The following is a 15496-nucleotide window of genomic DNA, read 5'->3' as shown; positions in this document are numbered from 1 at the left end:
CTAAGGGCGATGGGCGGTCGGTCGTACCAGCAGAACACAGGTGAGGACGGCGAGCACGGCCGCCGCTCCCCCGGTGGCCGCCGGGCCCGCCCCGGGCAGCGCGGTCTGCGCGGCCGCCACGAGCAGGCAGACGGTGGCGGCGCCGAGCACCGCGCCGAAGGCCTGGAGCAGCAGTCCGAGCCAGAGCGCGGCCCCGACGAGGAGCAGGGCGAGCAGGTCCGGGAGCTCCGGCCGGGGCGCCCCGGGCCGGAGCGGGGTCGCGGCGAGGAGGAGGGCGGTGAGGACGGTGAGGTAGCCGCCGACGCAGAGGACGAGGGTGCCGGTGACCGCCCGCCGGAACTCGCGGGCGGTGGTGAGGGTCCGCAGCCGGCTCAGGCTCTCGCCCCGGAAGCGGTGCAGCAGCCATTCGGCGGGCCCCATGGAGAGGGTGAGCGCGACGACGGCCGCCGCGCCGCTCACCGGGGTGGTGCCGGTGCCCGCGTGCAGGACGAGCAGACCGCTGCCGAGGCCGAAGAGCCCGTACGGCAGCGAGGCCCCGCGCGGGGGTCCGCCGCGTCCCGCCGCCGTCCGCCGGAGGCCCGGCCGCAGGGCGAGCGCGGCGAGGACGCCGGTCGAGGCGAGGGAGGCGAGGAGGAGACCGATCCGCAGGGGGTCGGGCAGGTCCCAGCGGAAGGCGGGGACGGCTCCGGCGAGCGGCACCAGGGCGCCGAGCAGGGCCCGTTCACGGCCGAGGACCAGGAGGACGGTCGCGGCGGCGAGGTAGAGCGCCTGTCCGGCGGCGAAGACGGCGGCCGGGGTCTCGCCGGGCGCGGCGACCGCGAGGGCGACGCCCGCCCCGGCGAGGGCGCCCGGGGGCGCGCCGGTGAGCAGGGCGCGGGCGGCGGCGGGCCGGTCGCCCAGGCCGAGCCAGGTGTGCGCGCGGTGGGACAGGGCCTGGTTCCAGACCCAGCCGGTGAGGGCCCCGGCGAGCAGCGGGACCGTGCCGCCGGGGAGCCCGGACCGGCCGGGCTTCCCCGCGAGCAGCGGGGCGGCCAGGACGTACGCGAGACCGGGCAGGGCGAAGACGAGCCCGCGCAGGAGGCAGTTCGCGAGGCCGGCGAACCGGGCCCCGGCGGGCGGCGCCTGCGGCGCGGGATGGCGCCGGGCCACGCGCGCGTAGAGGTCCTCGGCGAGGGCGAAGGAGTCGGCGCGGCCGTAGGCGAGCCGGATGTGGTCGTCGGTCATGCCGTCGGACTCCAGGAACGCGGCCACCTCGTCGGGGTGCACGGCGGCGGCGACGAACCCGTCGAGCCGCTCGGCGAGCGCGTCGAGGGGGTCGGGGGCGAGGTCCGTGTCCGGGGCCTTCGGCGCGTTCCCGTGACGGGGCCTCGGGATCGCCGGGAGGGCGTCCCCCTCCTTCGGGGGTTTCGGCCGGGGGGAGCCGCTCATGCCGGGGTGCCTCCCGCCACGAGGTCCGCCGGGGCGCGGTGGAGGGCGGGGGCCCGGACCGTCCGAGGCGCCGGGTCGGGCCGGTCGGGGCGGGAGGGCGGGTTCGCGCCCGCCAGTTCGCGGTAGATGCGGCGGAAGCCGTCCACCGAGCGGTTCAGGGTGAAGCGGTCGACGACCCGCTGCCGGGCCAGGCGGCCCAGTTCGGCGCGGCGGGCGTCGTCGCGGAGGAGGGCGGAGAGGGCGGCGGCCATGACGGCCGGTTCGCGGGGCGGGACGACGAGCCCGGTGTCGCCGACGGCCTCCCGTACCCCTCCGACGTCCGTGGAGACGGTGGCGCGGCCGCAGGACATGGCCTCGATGAGGGAGAAGGGGAAGCCCTCGCTGATGGAGGAGAGCACGACCACGCTGCCGGCCGCGTAGGCCGAGGGCACGTCGGAGACGCGGCCCTCGAAGGAGACGCCGTCGGTGACGCCCAGTTCGGCGGCGAGCTTCTCCAGGCGGGTTCGGTAGTCCTCGTTCCCGGCGGGCACCGGCCCGAACAACCGCAGCCGCAGCGCGGGGAGTTCGGCGCGGCAGATCGCGTACGCCCGGATCAGGGTCTCCAGGTCCTTGACGGGGTCGACGCGTCCGCACCAGCTGAGGGTGGGGACGGCGGGCTCGGGGCCCGCCTCGGGGAAGAGGGCCGGGTCGACGCCGTTGTAGACGGTGCGGATGCGGTCGGCGGGGGCGCCGCCGCGCTCCTCCCAGCGCCGGTTGTACTGGTTGCAGGGGGTGATGAGGTCGGCCTTGCGGTAGCCGAGGGTGTTGAGCTCGCGGTAGAAGGCGAGCATCAGGGCCTTGACGGGCCAGGGCTGCGTGTCGGTGCGGTAGCCGAGGTACCGCTCGCGGAGGTAGATGCCGTGTTCGGTCAGCAGGAAGGGGACCCCTTCGAAGTGCTGCGCGGCGAGGGCCGGCAGCGTGGCGAGGCCGCTGGAGACGGCGTGCGCCACACCGCCGGCGGATATCCGGGCGGCGAGCGGGCGCAGGGCGTGTTCGAGCAGGTCGGTGGCGGTGAGCGCGTCGTGGACGGTGGGCCGGGCCGCGCGCGTCGGGAGGTGCGGCATGCCCCACGTCCACATCAGGGAGCGCAGGGCGCTCTCGGAGCGGAGGGCGGCGGTGAGCCCTCCCCGCCGGGCGAGCGCGGCCAGTTCGTACAGGCTCGCGCCGAAGTCGTAGCCGGTCCCCGGGTCCAGGAGCGAGAGCAGGAGCCGCTCGTAGGTGTCGAGGAAGCGGCGGCGGTCCCGCCCCCGGGGGGCCCGGCGCGCGCGGGCGGGCGCCGGGCCCCAGAGGGGGAACGCGGTGTGCCGGACGACGTTGGACGGCAGGTCCCAGGTGACGGGCTCCCGTCCGCTGCCGGTGAGGGCGAGGACGTCGAAGTCCACCTCGGGCATGCCCCGGACGAGCTGGTCGCACCAGGTGCTGACCCCGCCGTGGACGTGCGGATAGGTGCCTTCGGTGAGCATGGTGACGTGACGGCCACTGCTCGGCATGTGCGGTTCCCCCCGGAACGTACTTCGGTTGTCTCGGTGCTTCGGTTGTCTCGGTGCTTCGGCTGTCTCGGTACCGCGGTGCTTCGGCGCCCCGGTCAGGTGGCCGGAAGCGTCAGGGTGACGGCGCTCTGGAGCAGTTCGGGCGCGGTCCAGGCCGAGCGGGTGCCGGCGTAGGCGGCACCGAAGGCGGTGGTGCCGAGGAGCAGCTTCTTGCGGGTGCCCTCGGGGGCGGTCACGGGCGCGGTGACGCCCGCAGGGGCCTTGACGGTGACGGTGGCGCCGATCCGGTAGGCGGTGACCTTCCCGGCGGCGAGGACCTGGTCCCAGGCGGCGCGGCGGGTCAGCTCGGTGCCGACGTCCCGCTGGGCCGGGTTCACCAGGGGCGCGGAGGACGCGAACAGGCCCCGGTAGTCGGCCAGTACGCGGTCGAGGACGGGGTAGAGCAGCCGCTCCTCGGCCAGGTTGGACTGGTGGACGTAATGCGGGCGCGGGTCGTTGCCGAGGACGTGGGAGAGCGCGATGCGCGCCTCCTGCGGGACGATGTGGTCGGCGTAGCCGGTGGCGACCGGCAGCGGGGCGGGCAGGCAGGTGGAGGCCGGGTTGGACTCGCAGACGCCGCTGCCGCCGTCGGCGCGGGAGGTGTAGACCCAGTTGTACTCGTCGGCCATCTCGGCGGCGGTGCCCACGTTGTAGTACACGTTCATGGGGTGCCGGGGCACGGTCTTCGCGGCGCCGGTCGCGGTCCCGACCGTGCGCTGCTGCGGCTCGCGGGAGTCGTCGCTCGCGATCCACTTCACGCCGTTGTCGGCGAGCGCGCCGGCGAGGTTCGGGTTGTCGACGGGCTGCTGGGGCAGGGTCCTCAGGCCGGAGTGCTCGCCGGTGACGAGTTCGGAGCGGTCGACCGCGATGCCCTTGCGGACGGCCCAGTCGTGGTTGTCGCGGATCTGCGCGGACAGTTCGGCGCGGCTCACCCAGAGGGTGGTGCCCTTGGCGTCCTTCGCGCACTGCCAGGGCACGACGGTGGTGTCCTGGACGCAGCCGAGGAAGGGGTGGGTGTAGGTGTGGTTGATCCAGCGGTACTGGGCGCGGTCGGCGACGAGCCGGTCGGTGAGCGGGTCGGTGCCGCCGTGCCCGGTCCGCCACTGCTCGCCTTGGCCGCCGTTGTAGACCATGTCGAGGGTGAAGCCGGAGGCCTTCTGCCAGGCGGCGGCGTACTGGGCGTCCGCGGCGGTCATGCGGATCGGGTTCGCGCCCTCGCCGTCGTCGCCGACGCAGTCGAAGTCGCCGGGGGTGCAGTCGCGCGCGGAGTCCCAGCGGGCGTCGGGGGCGAAGACGTCGTCGACGTGGACGGAGAGGTAGTTGCGGCTCTGTCCGAGGTGGATGCCCTGGGTGAGCCACTCGACGATGCCGCGGGCGAGGGTCCGGAACTGCCGCTGGTACTGGTTGTAGGCGAAGGTGACGACGAGTTCGCGGCGCCCGTCGGCGGCGTACTCGCCGACGAGGCTGGCCCGGCCGCCGCCGGCGCCGTCGACGGGCACGTCGAGGTAGCTGGTGTAGCCGGCGCGGGGGCGGCCCGCGTAGCCGTAGCTCTCGGCGACCGTGGGGTCGTTGTCCTCGAAGGTGAGCGATCCGGCGAGGTAGCCGAAGGGGCCGGCCTTGCCCGCGGCGGTGACGGAGGTGGTGACCCCGTCGAGGACGCCGGACATGCCGCCCTCGGTGGTGTAGTCGAGGCCGACCCCCGGGTGCGACCAGGTGTAGGCGTCGACCTGGGGGATCCCGAAGGTCCGCTCGTACGCCTGGAGCGCGGTCTGCTCGGCGGAGTCGGGGCCGAAGGCGGTCTCGTGGGGCAGGACGACGCCCTGGTACTTGGCGCGGGGGCGCCCGTCGACCGTGTCGCTGAGGAACGCCTGGTTCACGGCCGGCCGGTTCGGGTCGTTCAGGTCGATCCTGCGGTACGGGACGCCGGAGCCCTTCAGCTCGGCGGTGATCGCCCCGACCGCGCTGCCGCCGTCGTCGACGACGAGGACGGTGAGGTCGATCCGGGGCGCCGGGGCGGTGGCGGCCCGCGCGGACGGCACGGCGGTGGCGACCAGCGCGGCGGCGGCGAGGGCCGCGATCCGGGCCGCGCGGGGCGCGGAGCGGGCGGCGCGGGACGGGGCGCGGTCGCCCGGGGCGGTGCCGGGCGCGTTTCTGGGCGTACGGATTCGGCCGGAGTCCATCGGTGGTTTCCCCCCTCTGCAGGACCGCGCCGGACCGGGACGGGACCGGGCGGACCTGTGGAGATGTTGCAGATGGCGCGAAGGCGAGGGTGTCACCCTTGCGTGAATGAGGTGAGTGTGGGGGGAGCTGCCCGATCCTGGCCGGTAAACATGAAAGAGACACCACGGATGAGTGAATCAACGCCGCCGTGAGCGAACCGGGTGAGCGAGCGTAGGCTCGTTCCCGGCGCTCTCCGGGCCGAAATACGATGCGGCGGGCACGGTCGGCCCATCCCTCGACCGCCACAGAACTCAATGGAAGCGAGAATTCACCACCGTGACTGCTCTCACTCTCAGCACTGCCGGCGCGGCGACGCTGCGCGCCGACGCCCTCGTCGTAGGCGTCGCCAAGTCCGGGAAGGAGCTGATCGTCGCTCCGGGCGCCGAGGCCGTGGACAAGGCCTTCGAAGGCCGGCTCGCCGCCGTCCTGGAGACCCTGGGCGCCTCGGGTGCCGAGGGTGAGGCGACCAAGCTGCCCGCCCCCGCCGGTCTCAAGGCCCCCGTCGTCCTGGCCGTGGGCCTGGGCGGCGCCCCCGCGGACGGCGAGGCGTTCGGCACGGAGACCCTGCGCCGCGCCGCCGGCACCGCGGCCCGTGTCCTCTTCGGCGCGAAGAAGGCCGCGTTCGCCCTGCCGGTCGCCGAGGCCGAGGCCGTCTCCGCCGTGGTGGAGGGCGCCCTGCTCGGCGCGTACGCCTTCACCGCGTACCAGGAGAGCGGCAAGGACGCGAAGAAGCCGCTCGCCGAGGTCGTCCTGATCGGCGCCAAGCCGCGCGACAAGGCCCACAAGGCCGCCGCCGACCGCGCCCAGGCCGTCGCGGAGGAGATCAACCGCGCCCGCGACCTGATCAACACCCCGCCGAACGACCTGACCCCGGCCGCCTTCGCCGCCGCGGTGCAGACCGCCGGCAAGGAGCACGGCCTCAAGGTCCAGGTCCTCGACGAGAAGGCGCTCGCCAAGGGCGGCTACGGCGGCATCCTCGGCGTAGGCGCCGGTTCCGAGAACCCGCCGCGCCTGGTCCGCGTCGCCTACACCCACCCGAAGGCGGAGAAGACCCTCGCCCTGGTCGGCAAGGGCATCACCTACGACTCGGGCGGCATCTCCCTCAAGCCGGCCGGCCACAACGAGACGATGAAGTGCGACATGAGCGGCGCCGCCGCCGTGTTCTCCACCGTCGTCGCCGCGGCCCGCCTCGGCCTGGAGGCCAACGTCACCGGCTGGCTGGCGCTCGCCGAGAACATGCCGTCCGGCTCCGCCACCCGCCCGGGCGACGTGCTGCGCATGTACAGCGGCAAGACCGTCGAGGTCCTGAACACCGACGCCGAGGGCCGGCTCGTCCTGGCCGACGCGCTGACCCGCGCCTGCGAGGAGAACCCGGACGCGATCGTCGACGTGGCGACCCTGACCGGCGCGATGATGATGGCGCTCGGCAGCCGCACCTTCGGCATCATGGCCAACGACGACGAGTTCCGCTCCACGATCCACGAGATCGCGGAGGAGGTCGGCGAGGCGTCCTGGCCGATGCCGCTCCCGGCGGACCTGCGCAAGGGCATGGACTCCCCCACCGCCGACATCGCGAACATGGGCGAGCGGATGGGCGGCGGCCTGGTCGCCGGCCTCTTCCTCCAGGAGTTCGTGGGCGAGGGCATCACCTGGGCCCACCTGGACATCGCGGGCCCGGCCTTCCACGAGGGCGCCCCGTACGGCTACACCCCCAAGGGCGGCACCGGCTCCTCGGTCCGCACCCTGGTGCGCCTGGCCGAGCGGGCCGCCGAGGGCGAGCTCTGACGAACCACCGCGCGCTCCCGCGCGACGGCGACGGCCCCGGGCTTCCGTGCCCGGGGCCGTCCCCGTTCCGGCCCGCCCCGCCCGCCCGGTCCGCCCGGTCCGTCCGCTCCTTTCCGGTACGCCTCCGTCCGGTACCGCCCCGTCCGGTTCGTTCGCTCCCGACGTAACCGCGACGGAATCCGTAGGTGCGCGCGCGGTCCGGGCCCTCCGTACGGACGATCGGCCGTCTCGGAGAACGGCCCCGCGTCCCGCCATCCGTCAACAAGTGCGAAGATGGGTTCTCGGCAGGACAGGGCCCCCATCACAGGGCCGAAAAATAGCGGCCGAACACCAGCCGCCGCCCGGTCACGCACGACCGGCGACGAGCGCACATGCATGGAGGACGTGACGTGGCGAACGACGCCAGCACCGTTTTCGACCTAGTGATCCTCGGCGGCGGTAGCGGCGGTTACGCCGCGGCGCTGCGCGGAGCGCAGCTGGGCCTGGACGTCGCACTGATCGAGAAGAACAAGCTCGGCGGCACCTGCCTGCACAACGGCTGCATCCCGACGAAGGCCCTGCTCCACGCCGGCGAGGTCGCCGACCAGGCGCGCGAGGCGGAGCAGTTCGGTGTCAGGGCCTCCTTCGAGGGCATCGACGTCAAGGGCGTGCACAAGTACAAGGACGACGTGATCGCGGGCCTGTACAAGGGTCTGCAGGGTCTCGTCGCCTCCCGCAAGGTGACCTACATCGAGGGTACGGGTCACCTCTCCTCCCCGACCTCCGTCGACGTGGACGGCCGCCGCGTCCAGGGGCGTCACGTCCTGCTCGCGACGGGTTCCGTGCCGAAGTCGCTGCCGGGTCTGGAGATCGACGGCAACCGGATCATCACCTCGGACCACGCGCTGACCCTGGACCGGGTCCCGGAGTCCGCGATCATCCTGGGCGGCGGCGTCATCGGCGTCGAGTTCGCCTCGGCGTGGAAGTCCTTCGGCACCGACGTCACCGTCATCGAGGGCATGAAGCACCTGGTGCCGGTCGAGGACGAGAACAGCTCGAAGCTCCTCGAGCGCGCGTTCCGCAAGCGCGGCATCAAGTTCAACCTCGGCACCTTCTTCCAGTCCGCCGAGTACACCGACAACGGCGTGAAGGTCACCCTGGCCGACGGCAAGACCTTCGAGGCCGAGGTCCTCCTGGTCGCCATCGGCCGCGGCCCGGTCTCCGCCGGTCTGGGGTACGAGGAGCAGGGCGTCGCCATGGACCGCGGCTACGTCCTGGTCGACGAGTACATGCGCACCAACGTGGAGACGATCTCGGCCGTGGGCGACCTCGTCCCGACCCTCCAGCTGGCGCACGTCGGCTTCGCCGAGGGCATCCTCGTCGCCGAGCGCCTGGCCGGCCTCAAGACCGTCCCGATCGACTACGACGGCGTGCCGCGGGTGACGTACTGCCACCCCGAGGTCGCCTCCGTCGGCATCACCGAGGCGAAGGCCAAGGAGATCTACGGCGCGGACAAGGTCGTGGCCCTGAAGTACAACCTCGCGGGCAACGGCAAGAGCAAGATCCTGAAGACCGCGGGCGAGATCAAGCTCGTGCAGGTCAAGGACGGTGCCGTGGTCGGCGTCCACATGGTCGGTGACCGCATGGGCGAGCAGGTCGGCGAAGCGCAGCTGATCTACAACTGGGAGGCGCTGCCGGCCGAGGTCGCGCAGCTCATCCACGCCCACCCGACGCAGAACGAGGCGCTCGGCGAGGCCCACCTGGCCCTGGCGGGCAAGCCCCTGCACTCCCACGACTGACGCTCACGTCATCACAGGGCGCGACGACCACTTTCCGCAATTCGTTAGGAGCAACTGAAACCATGTCGGTTTCCGTAACCCTGCCGGCGCTCGGCGAGAGCGTCACCGAGGGCACCGTCACCCGCTGGCTCAAGGCCGAGGGCGAGCGCGTCGAGGCCGACGAGCCGCTGCTCGAGGTCTCGACCGACAAGGTCGACACCGAGATCCCCGCCCCCGCCTCGGGCGTCCTGGCCTCCATCAAGGTCGCCGAGGACGAGACGGTCGAGGTCGGCGCCGAGCTGGCCATCATCGACGACGGCTCCGGCGCCTCCGCCGAGGCCGCCGCCCCGGCCGCCGCCTCGGCCCCGGCGCAGGAGGCCCCGGCGCAGGAGGCCCCGGCTCCGGAGGCCCCCGAGGCCACGCCGTCCACCGAGACCGAGCAGCCCGCCCCGGCCCCGACGGCCGAGGCCGCCTCCGGCGGCGGTTCCGCCGAGGGCACCGACGTCGTGCTGCCCGCCCTGGGCGAGTCCGTCACCGAGGGCACCGTGACCCGCTGGCTGAAGTCGGTCGGCGAGACCGTCGAGGCCGACGAGCCGCTGCTCGAGGTCTCCACGGACAAGGTCGACACCGAGATCCCGGCGCCGGCCTCCGGCGTCCTCCTGGAGATCGTCGTCAACGAGGACGAGACCGCCGAGGTCGGCGCCAAGCTGGCCGTCATCGGTGCCGCGGGCTCGGCTCCGGCCGCCGCCCCGGCGCAGGAGGCCCCGGCCCCCGAGGCCGCCCCGGCCCAGGCCCAGGCTCCGGCTCCGGCTCCGGCTCCGGCTCCGGCGCAGGAGGCCCCCGCGGCTCCGGCGCCCGCCCCGGCCGCTCCGGCAGCCCCGGCTCCGGCCGCCCAGGCCCCGGCTCCGGCCGCCCAGGCCCCGGCTCCGGCCGCCCAGGCCCCGGCTCCGGCCGCCCAGGCTCCGGCCCAGGCCGCCCCGTCCCTCGCCCCGGCCGTGGTCACCCCGGTCCCGTCCACCCCGGCCCCGGCCGAGGACGGCGCCTACGTGACCCCGCTGGTCCGCAAGCTCGCCACCGAGAACGGTGTCGACCTGGGCTCCGTCAAGGGCTCCGGCGTCGGCGGCCGCATCCGCAAGCAGGACGTCCTCGCGGCCGCCGAGGCCAAGAAGGCCGCCCCGGCTCCGGCCGCCGCCGCCCCGGCCGCGTCCGCGCCGAAGGCTCCGTCCGCGGAGGCCTCCCCGCTGCGCGGCCAGACCGTCAAGATGACCCGCATGCGCAAGGTCATCGGCGACAACATGATGAAGGCGCTGCACGGCCAGGCGCAGCTGACCACGGTCGTCGAGGTCGACATCACCAAGCTGATGCGACTGCGCGCCCGTGCCAAGGACGCCTTCGCCGCCCGTGAGGGCGTCAAGCTCTCCCCGATGCCGTTCTTCGTGAAGGCGGCGGCCCAGGCGCTGAAGGCCCACCCGGTCGTCAACGCCCGGATCAACGACGGCGAGGGCACGATCACCTACTTCGACACCGAGAACATCGGTATCGCGGTGGACTCCGAGAAGGGTCTGATGACCCCGGTCATCAAGGGTGCGGGCGACCTCAACATCGCCGGCATCTCGAAGAAGACCGCGGAGCTGGCCGGCGCCGTGCGCGCCAACAAGATCACGCCGGACGACCTGGCCGGCGCGACCTTCACCATCTCCAACACCGGTTCGCGCGGCGCGCTGTTCGACACGGTCATCGTGCCCCCGAACCAGGCCGCCATCCTGGGCGTCGGCGCCACCGTGCGCCGTCCGGTCGTCGTCGACCACCCGGACCTGGGCGAGACGATCGCGATCCGCGACATGACGTACCTCGCACTGTCCTACGACCACCGGCTGGTGGACGGCGCCGACGCCGTCCGCTACCTGTCGGCCGTCAAGGCGATCCTGGAGGCCGGCGAGTTCGAGGTCGACCTCGGCCTGTAGTGGCGTGCGGGCGGGCTCCGGCCCGCCCGCAACGTAACGAGCCTCACCTGCGGCGCCCCCGTCCGGAAGTGTTTCCGGACGGGGGCGCCGCCGTATTGTCTAAGGGTCAACACTCCCCGAGGAGCCCTTCATGACCGTCCCCGTCGTCCACTCGCTGCGCGAACAGATCCGCGAGCACATCGTGGAGGGGATCGTCAGCGGCCGCTGGAAGCCGGGCGAGCGGATCGTGGAGCGCCGGATCGCGACCGAGCTGGAGGTCAGCCAGACCCCGGTCCGCGAGGCGCTGCGCGAGCTGGAGTCGCTGCGGCTGATCGAGTCGGCGCCCAACAAGGGCGTCCGGGTCCGCAACCTCACCGCCGCCGACCTGGAGGAGAGCTACCCCGTACGGGCCGGTCTGGAGCAGATCGCGGCCGAGCTGGCGGCCGGACGCCTCTCGGCGGACTGTTCGGCCCTGGAGCCGCACGTGGCGGCCCTGTACGAGGCGGACGCGGCCTCCGACGGGACGGCGCAGGTGCGGCACACGGTGGCCTTCCACCGCGAGCTGGTGAAGGCCGCGGGGAACGCCGTGCTGCTGCACACCTGGGAGACGCTCGGCATCGAGGTCTTCACGGCGCTCTCGATCCGCTGGCTGGGGACGGTCCAGAAGTCGTACGCGGAGGAGCACCAGGACCTGGTGGAGGCCTTCCGGCGGGGCGACCCGAACATCGGCGCCCTGGTGAAGGCGCACGTCCTGGGCTGCGCGCCGCGCGCCTGACACCGTCGCCTCCTCCTGAGCGGGTCCTCGTCCGGGGGCCCGCTCATTCGTGCGCGCACCCCCTCAGGGATCCGCTCCCACCTGCGAAAACAAGGCACCGGGTGCCCCCTTTCACGGCACCCTGTGCCTACTTTCTCGATCTGAAGAGGTTTTCCCCTTCAACCCTTTGATCGATCATCGATCGCCGGTTTACAGTCTTCGGCGGGCCCTACCCGGCCCTCCGCCCTGTCCTGCCAGACAAGGGCCCCATCTCCACCCCCACCTGTCCGGAAGGCGGCGATCATGACCGATCCCGTAGGCAAGATTCCGAGCGAGCTCGACCAGCTCCCGGACCGTGACACCGAGGAGACCGCCGAGTGGGCGGCCTCCCTGGACGCCGTCACCAAGGCCGCCGGCCCGCACCGGGCCGCCTACCTGATGCGCCGCACGCTCCAGCACGCCGAGGGCGCGGGCCTCGCCCTCCCCAAGCTCCTGGAGACGGATTACGTCAACACCATCCCCACCCCCGCCGAGCCCTCGGTCACCGAGTCCGGCGGCGACGAGGAGATGGAGCGGAGGATCACCGCCTGGAACCGCTGGAACGCGGCCGCGATGGTCTCCCGCGGTTCCAAGTACGGCGTCGGCGGCCACATCGCCACCTTCGCCTCCGCGGCCTGGCTGTACGAGACGGGCTTCAACCACTTCTTCAAGGGCAAGGAGTCCCCCGACGCCCCCGGCTCGGGCGACCAGCTCTACATCCAGGGCCACGCCTCCCCCGGCATCTACGCCCGCGCCTTCCTCGACGGACGCCTGAACGAGGCGCACCTCGACAACTTCCGGCAGGAGTCCGGCGGCCAGGGCCTGCCCTCCTACCCGCACCCGCGCCGCCTCCCCTGGCTGTGGGAGTTCCCGACCGTCTCCATGGGTCTGGGCCCGCTCTCCGCGATCTACCAGGCGCGCTTCAACCGCTACCTGACCAACCGAGGCATCAAGGACGTCTCCGCCTCGCACGTGTGGGCGTTCCTCGGCGACGGCGAGATGGACGAGCCCGAGTCGACCGCGGCCCTCGCGCTCGCGGCCCGCGAGGGTCTGGACAACCTGACCTTCGTCATCAACTGCAACCTCCAGCGCCTCGACGGCCCGGTCCGCGCGAACTTCAAGATCGTGCAGGAGCTGGAGGCCCAGTTCCGCGGCGCCGGCTGGAACGTCGTGAAGTCGCTGTGGGGCAGCGCCTGGGACGAGCTGTTCGCGCTCGACACCACCGGCACCCTGGTCCGCCGCCTCCGCGAGGTGCCGGACGCGCAGGTCCAGACGTACCAGACCCGCGACGCCGCCTACATCCGCCAGGACTTCTTCGGCAAGGAGCCGGCGCTCGTCGAGATGGCGAAGCTGCTGAGCGACGACAAGATCCTGGAGTGCTTCCACCTCTCCCGCGGCGGGCACGAGCCGCGCAAGGTGTACGCCGCGTACAAGGCCGCCCTGGAGTTCAAGGGCGCGCCGACGGTCGTCCTGGCGCAGACCGTCAAGGGCTTCACCCTCGGTGAGGGCTTCGCGTCGAAGAACGCGAACCACCAGATGAAGAAGCTCTCCACCGACGAGTTCAAGAACATGCGGGACCTCCTCGGACTCCCCATCTCCGACGCGCGGTTCGCCGACGGCCAGGTGCCCTACGGCCACCCCGGCGCCGACTCCCCCGAGGTCCGCTACCTCCAGGAGCGCCGCGCGGCGCTCGGCGGTCCGGCCCCGGCCCGCCGCGTCCACCCGCTGGCCCCGCTGCCGGCCCCGGCCGAGAAGGCGTTCACCGTCTTCGACAAGGGCTCCGGCAAGCAGTCGATGGCCACGACGATGGCGTTCGTCCGCCTGATCAAGGACCTGATCCGCGACAAGGAGACCGGCAGGCGCTGGGTCCCGATCGTCCCGGACGAGGCCCGCACCTTCGGCATGGAGAGCCTCTTCCCGTCCCTCGGCATCTACTCGCCGAAGGGCCAGACGTACGAGCCGGTCGACCGCGACCAGCTGATGTACTACAAGGAGGCCAAGAACGGCCAGATCCTCAACGAGGGGATCACCGAGGCCGGTTCGATGGCCGACTTCATCGCCGCTTCCACCGCGTACTCCACGCACGGCGAGGCGATGATCCCGTTCTACATCTTCTACTCGATGTTCGGCTGGCAGCGGACCGCCGACCAGATGTGGCAGCTCGGCGACCAGCTCGGCCGCGGCTTCCTCGTCGGCGCCACGGCCGGCCGCACCACCCTGACCGGTGAGGGCCTCCAGCACGCCGACGGCCACTCGCCGGTGATCGCGGCCACCAACCCGGCGGCCCTGACGTACGACCCGGCGTTCGCCTACGAGGTCGCGGCCATCGTCAAGGAGGGTCTGCGCCGGATGTACGGCGAGGCCGCCGAGGGCGAGGACCAGGACGTCTTCTACTACCTCACGGTCTACAACGAGCCGATGCCGCAGCCCGCCAAGCCGGCCGGGATCGACGAGGGCATCGTCAAGGGCCTCTACCGCTTCAACACGGCCGAGTCCGCCGGTGTCGACCTCCCCGCGAACCCCTCCCGCATCCAGCTCCTCTCCTCCGGCACGGCCATCCACTGGGCCCTGGAGGCGCAGAAGCTGCTCGCCGCCGAGTGGGGCGTGGCCGCCGACGTGTGGTCCGCGACCTCCTGGACGGAGCTGCGGCGCGACGCCCTGGAGGCGGACGCGGCGCTGCTGCGCGGCGAGGAGCGGGTGCCGTACGTCCGCGAGGCCCTGGCGGGCGCCGAGGGCCCGGTGCTCGCGGTCTCCGACTACATGCGCCAGGTCCCGGACCAGATCGCGCAGTGGGTCGAGCAGGACTGGTCCTCGCTGGGCGCCGACGGCTTCGGCCTCTCGGACACCCGCGACGCGGCCCGCCGCCACTTCGGCGTCGACGCGCAGTCGATCGTCGTCGCGGCGCTCGCGCAGCTCGCGCGGCGCGGCGAGGTGCAGGCGTCGGCCGTGAAGGAGGCGCGCGAGCGCTACGGCCTGTAAGGGTCCTTCCCTTCCACGGGGCGGGCGGCACGCATGATGGAGTCATGCGTGCCGCCCGCCTCATCAAGTTGGTCCTGCTGCTCCAGTCCCGCCCGTCGATGACGGCGGCCGAACTCGCCGCCGAGCTGGAGGTGTCGGAGCGCACGGTCGCCCGGGACGCGCTCGCCCTCTCGGAGGCGGGGGTGCCGGTCTACGCGGACCGGGGCCGGGCCGGCGGCTACCGGCTCGTCGACGGCTACCGCACCCGGCTGACCGGGCTCGCCCGGAGCGAGGCGGAGGCGCTGTTCCTGTCCGGACTGCCGGGCGCGCTGCGGGACATGGGCCTGGAGGACGCGGCCTCGGCGGCCCGCCTGAAGGTGTCGGCGGCGCTGCTCCCCTCGCTGCGGGACGCGCCCCGCACGGCGGCCCAGCGCTTCCACCTGGACGCGCCCGCCTGGTACCGGGAGCCGGTGACCCCGGAGCTGCTGCCGGCGCTCGCGGAGGCCGTCTGGGACGACCGGTGCGCCCGGGTCCGCTACCGGCGCGGGGACGGCACGGAGGTGGAGCGGGAGCTGCGGCCGTACGGGCTCGTCCTGAAGGCGGGCGTCTGGTACGCGTGCGCGTGGACGGACGGCTCGTTCCGTACGTACCGGGTGGACCGGTTCACGGCGGTGGCGGTGGGCGGGGAGCGCTTCGCGCGCGACCCGGACTTCGACCTGTCCGCCTTCTGGGCGGACCGCTCCCGGGAGTTCGCGCGTTCCCTGCTGCGGGCCGAGGCCGTGCTGCTCCTGACGGAGGAGGGGGCGCGGCGGCTGCCGTACGCGACGGACCGGGCGGCGGCCGAGGAGGCCCTGGCGGCGGGCACGGCGGAGGCGGACGGCCGGCTGCGGGTGACCCTGCGCGTCGAGAGCGAGGAGGTCGCCCTCGGGCAGCTCCTGGGGCTCGGCCCGGAGGCGGAGGCGGTGGCCCCGGCCGCGCTCCGGGAGCGGTTCGCGGAGGCGGCGCGGGGACTGGGGCGGTTGTACGGGTGAGCCCCGGTGACCG

At 73.4% G+C, this 15496-nt stretch carries 9 protein-coding genes; 6 read left to right on the top strand and 3 right to left on the bottom strand.

Annotated elements, in window-relative coordinates:
* The 3 genes from ACFY7E_RS28755 to ACFY7E_RS28745 all read right to left on the bottom strand — a co-directional run bounded on the left by ACFY7E_RS28755 (position 1) and on the right by ACFY7E_RS28745 (position 5176).
* Positions 1-1428, bottom strand: a complete 1428-nt coding sequence (locus tag ACFY7E_RS28755; RefSeq protein ID WP_389489887.1) for a hypothetical protein — start codon at positions 1426-1428, stop codon at positions 1-3.
* On the bottom strand, positions 1425-2957 hold the full coding sequence (gene pelF / locus ACFY7E_RS28750) for a GT4 family glycosyltransferase PelF (RefSeq protein ID WP_389489884.1): 1533 nt from the start codon (positions 2955-2957) through the stop codon (positions 1425-1427). Before pelF ends, ACFY7E_RS28755 begins: the two co-directional genes overlap by 4 nt.
* A 95-nt stretch (positions 2958-3052) precedes the next feature.
* Positions 3053-5176 (bottom strand): hypothetical protein, encoded by a 2124-nt coding sequence (locus tag ACFY7E_RS28745; RefSeq protein WP_389489882.1) that lies wholly within the window; start codon positions 5174-5176, stop codon positions 3053-3055.
* Between the two features lie 316 nt (positions 5177-5492).
* On the opposite strand from ACFY7E_RS28745, the gene ACFY7E_RS28740 reads away from it, so the two are divergent.
* The 6 genes from ACFY7E_RS28740 to ACFY7E_RS28715 all read left to right on the top strand — a co-directional run bounded on the left by ACFY7E_RS28740 (position 5493) and on the right by ACFY7E_RS28715 (position 15483).
* The gene (locus ACFY7E_RS28740; RefSeq protein ID WP_389489880.1) at positions 5493-7001 is read left to right on the top strand and encodes a leucyl aminopeptidase; all 1509 of its coding nucleotides are present in this window, start codon (positions 5493-5495) and stop codon (positions 6999-7001) included.
* A 389-nt stretch (positions 7002-7390) separates the two neighbouring features.
* Positions 7391-8779, top strand: a complete 1389-nt coding sequence (lpdA, locus tag ACFY7E_RS28735) for a dihydrolipoyl dehydrogenase (RefSeq protein ID WP_389489878.1) — start codon at positions 7391-7393, stop codon at positions 8777-8779.
* A 62-nt stretch (positions 8780-8841) separates the two neighbouring features.
* On the top strand, positions 8842-10722 hold the full coding sequence (gene sucB, locus ACFY7E_RS28730) for a 2-oxoglutarate dehydrogenase, E2 component, dihydrolipoamide succinyltransferase (RefSeq protein WP_389489876.1): 1881 nt from the start codon (positions 8842-8844) through the stop codon (positions 10720-10722).
* A 130-nt stretch (positions 10723-10852) separates the two neighbouring features.
* The gene (locus ACFY7E_RS28725) at positions 10853-11476 is read left to right on the top strand and encodes a GntR family transcriptional regulator (protein WP_125667234.1); all 624 of its coding nucleotides are present in this window, start codon (positions 10853-10855) and stop codon (positions 11474-11476) included.
* A 282-nt stretch (positions 11477-11758) separates the two neighbouring features.
* Positions 11759-14473 carry a pyruvate dehydrogenase (acetyl-transferring), homodimeric type gene (aceE, locus tag ACFY7E_RS28720; RefSeq protein WP_389489874.1) on the top strand — a complete coding sequence of 905 codons (2715 nt, stop codon included), beginning with the start codon at positions 11759-11761 and terminating at the stop codon, positions 14471-14473.
* A 44-nt stretch (positions 14474-14517) separates the two neighbouring features.
* Positions 14518-15483, top strand: a complete 966-nt coding sequence (locus ACFY7E_RS28715; protein ID WP_389489872.1) for a helix-turn-helix transcriptional regulator — start codon at positions 14518-14520, stop codon at positions 15481-15483.
* Positions 15484-15496: the final 13 nt, after the last annotated feature.

It is taken from the genome of Streptomyces sp. NPDC012825 (assembly GCF_042900925.1).
Lineage (GTDB): Bacteria > Actinomycetota > Actinomycetes > Streptomycetales > Streptomycetaceae > Streptomyces.
This window is presented reverse-complemented; position numbering and strand designations above follow the sequence as displayed.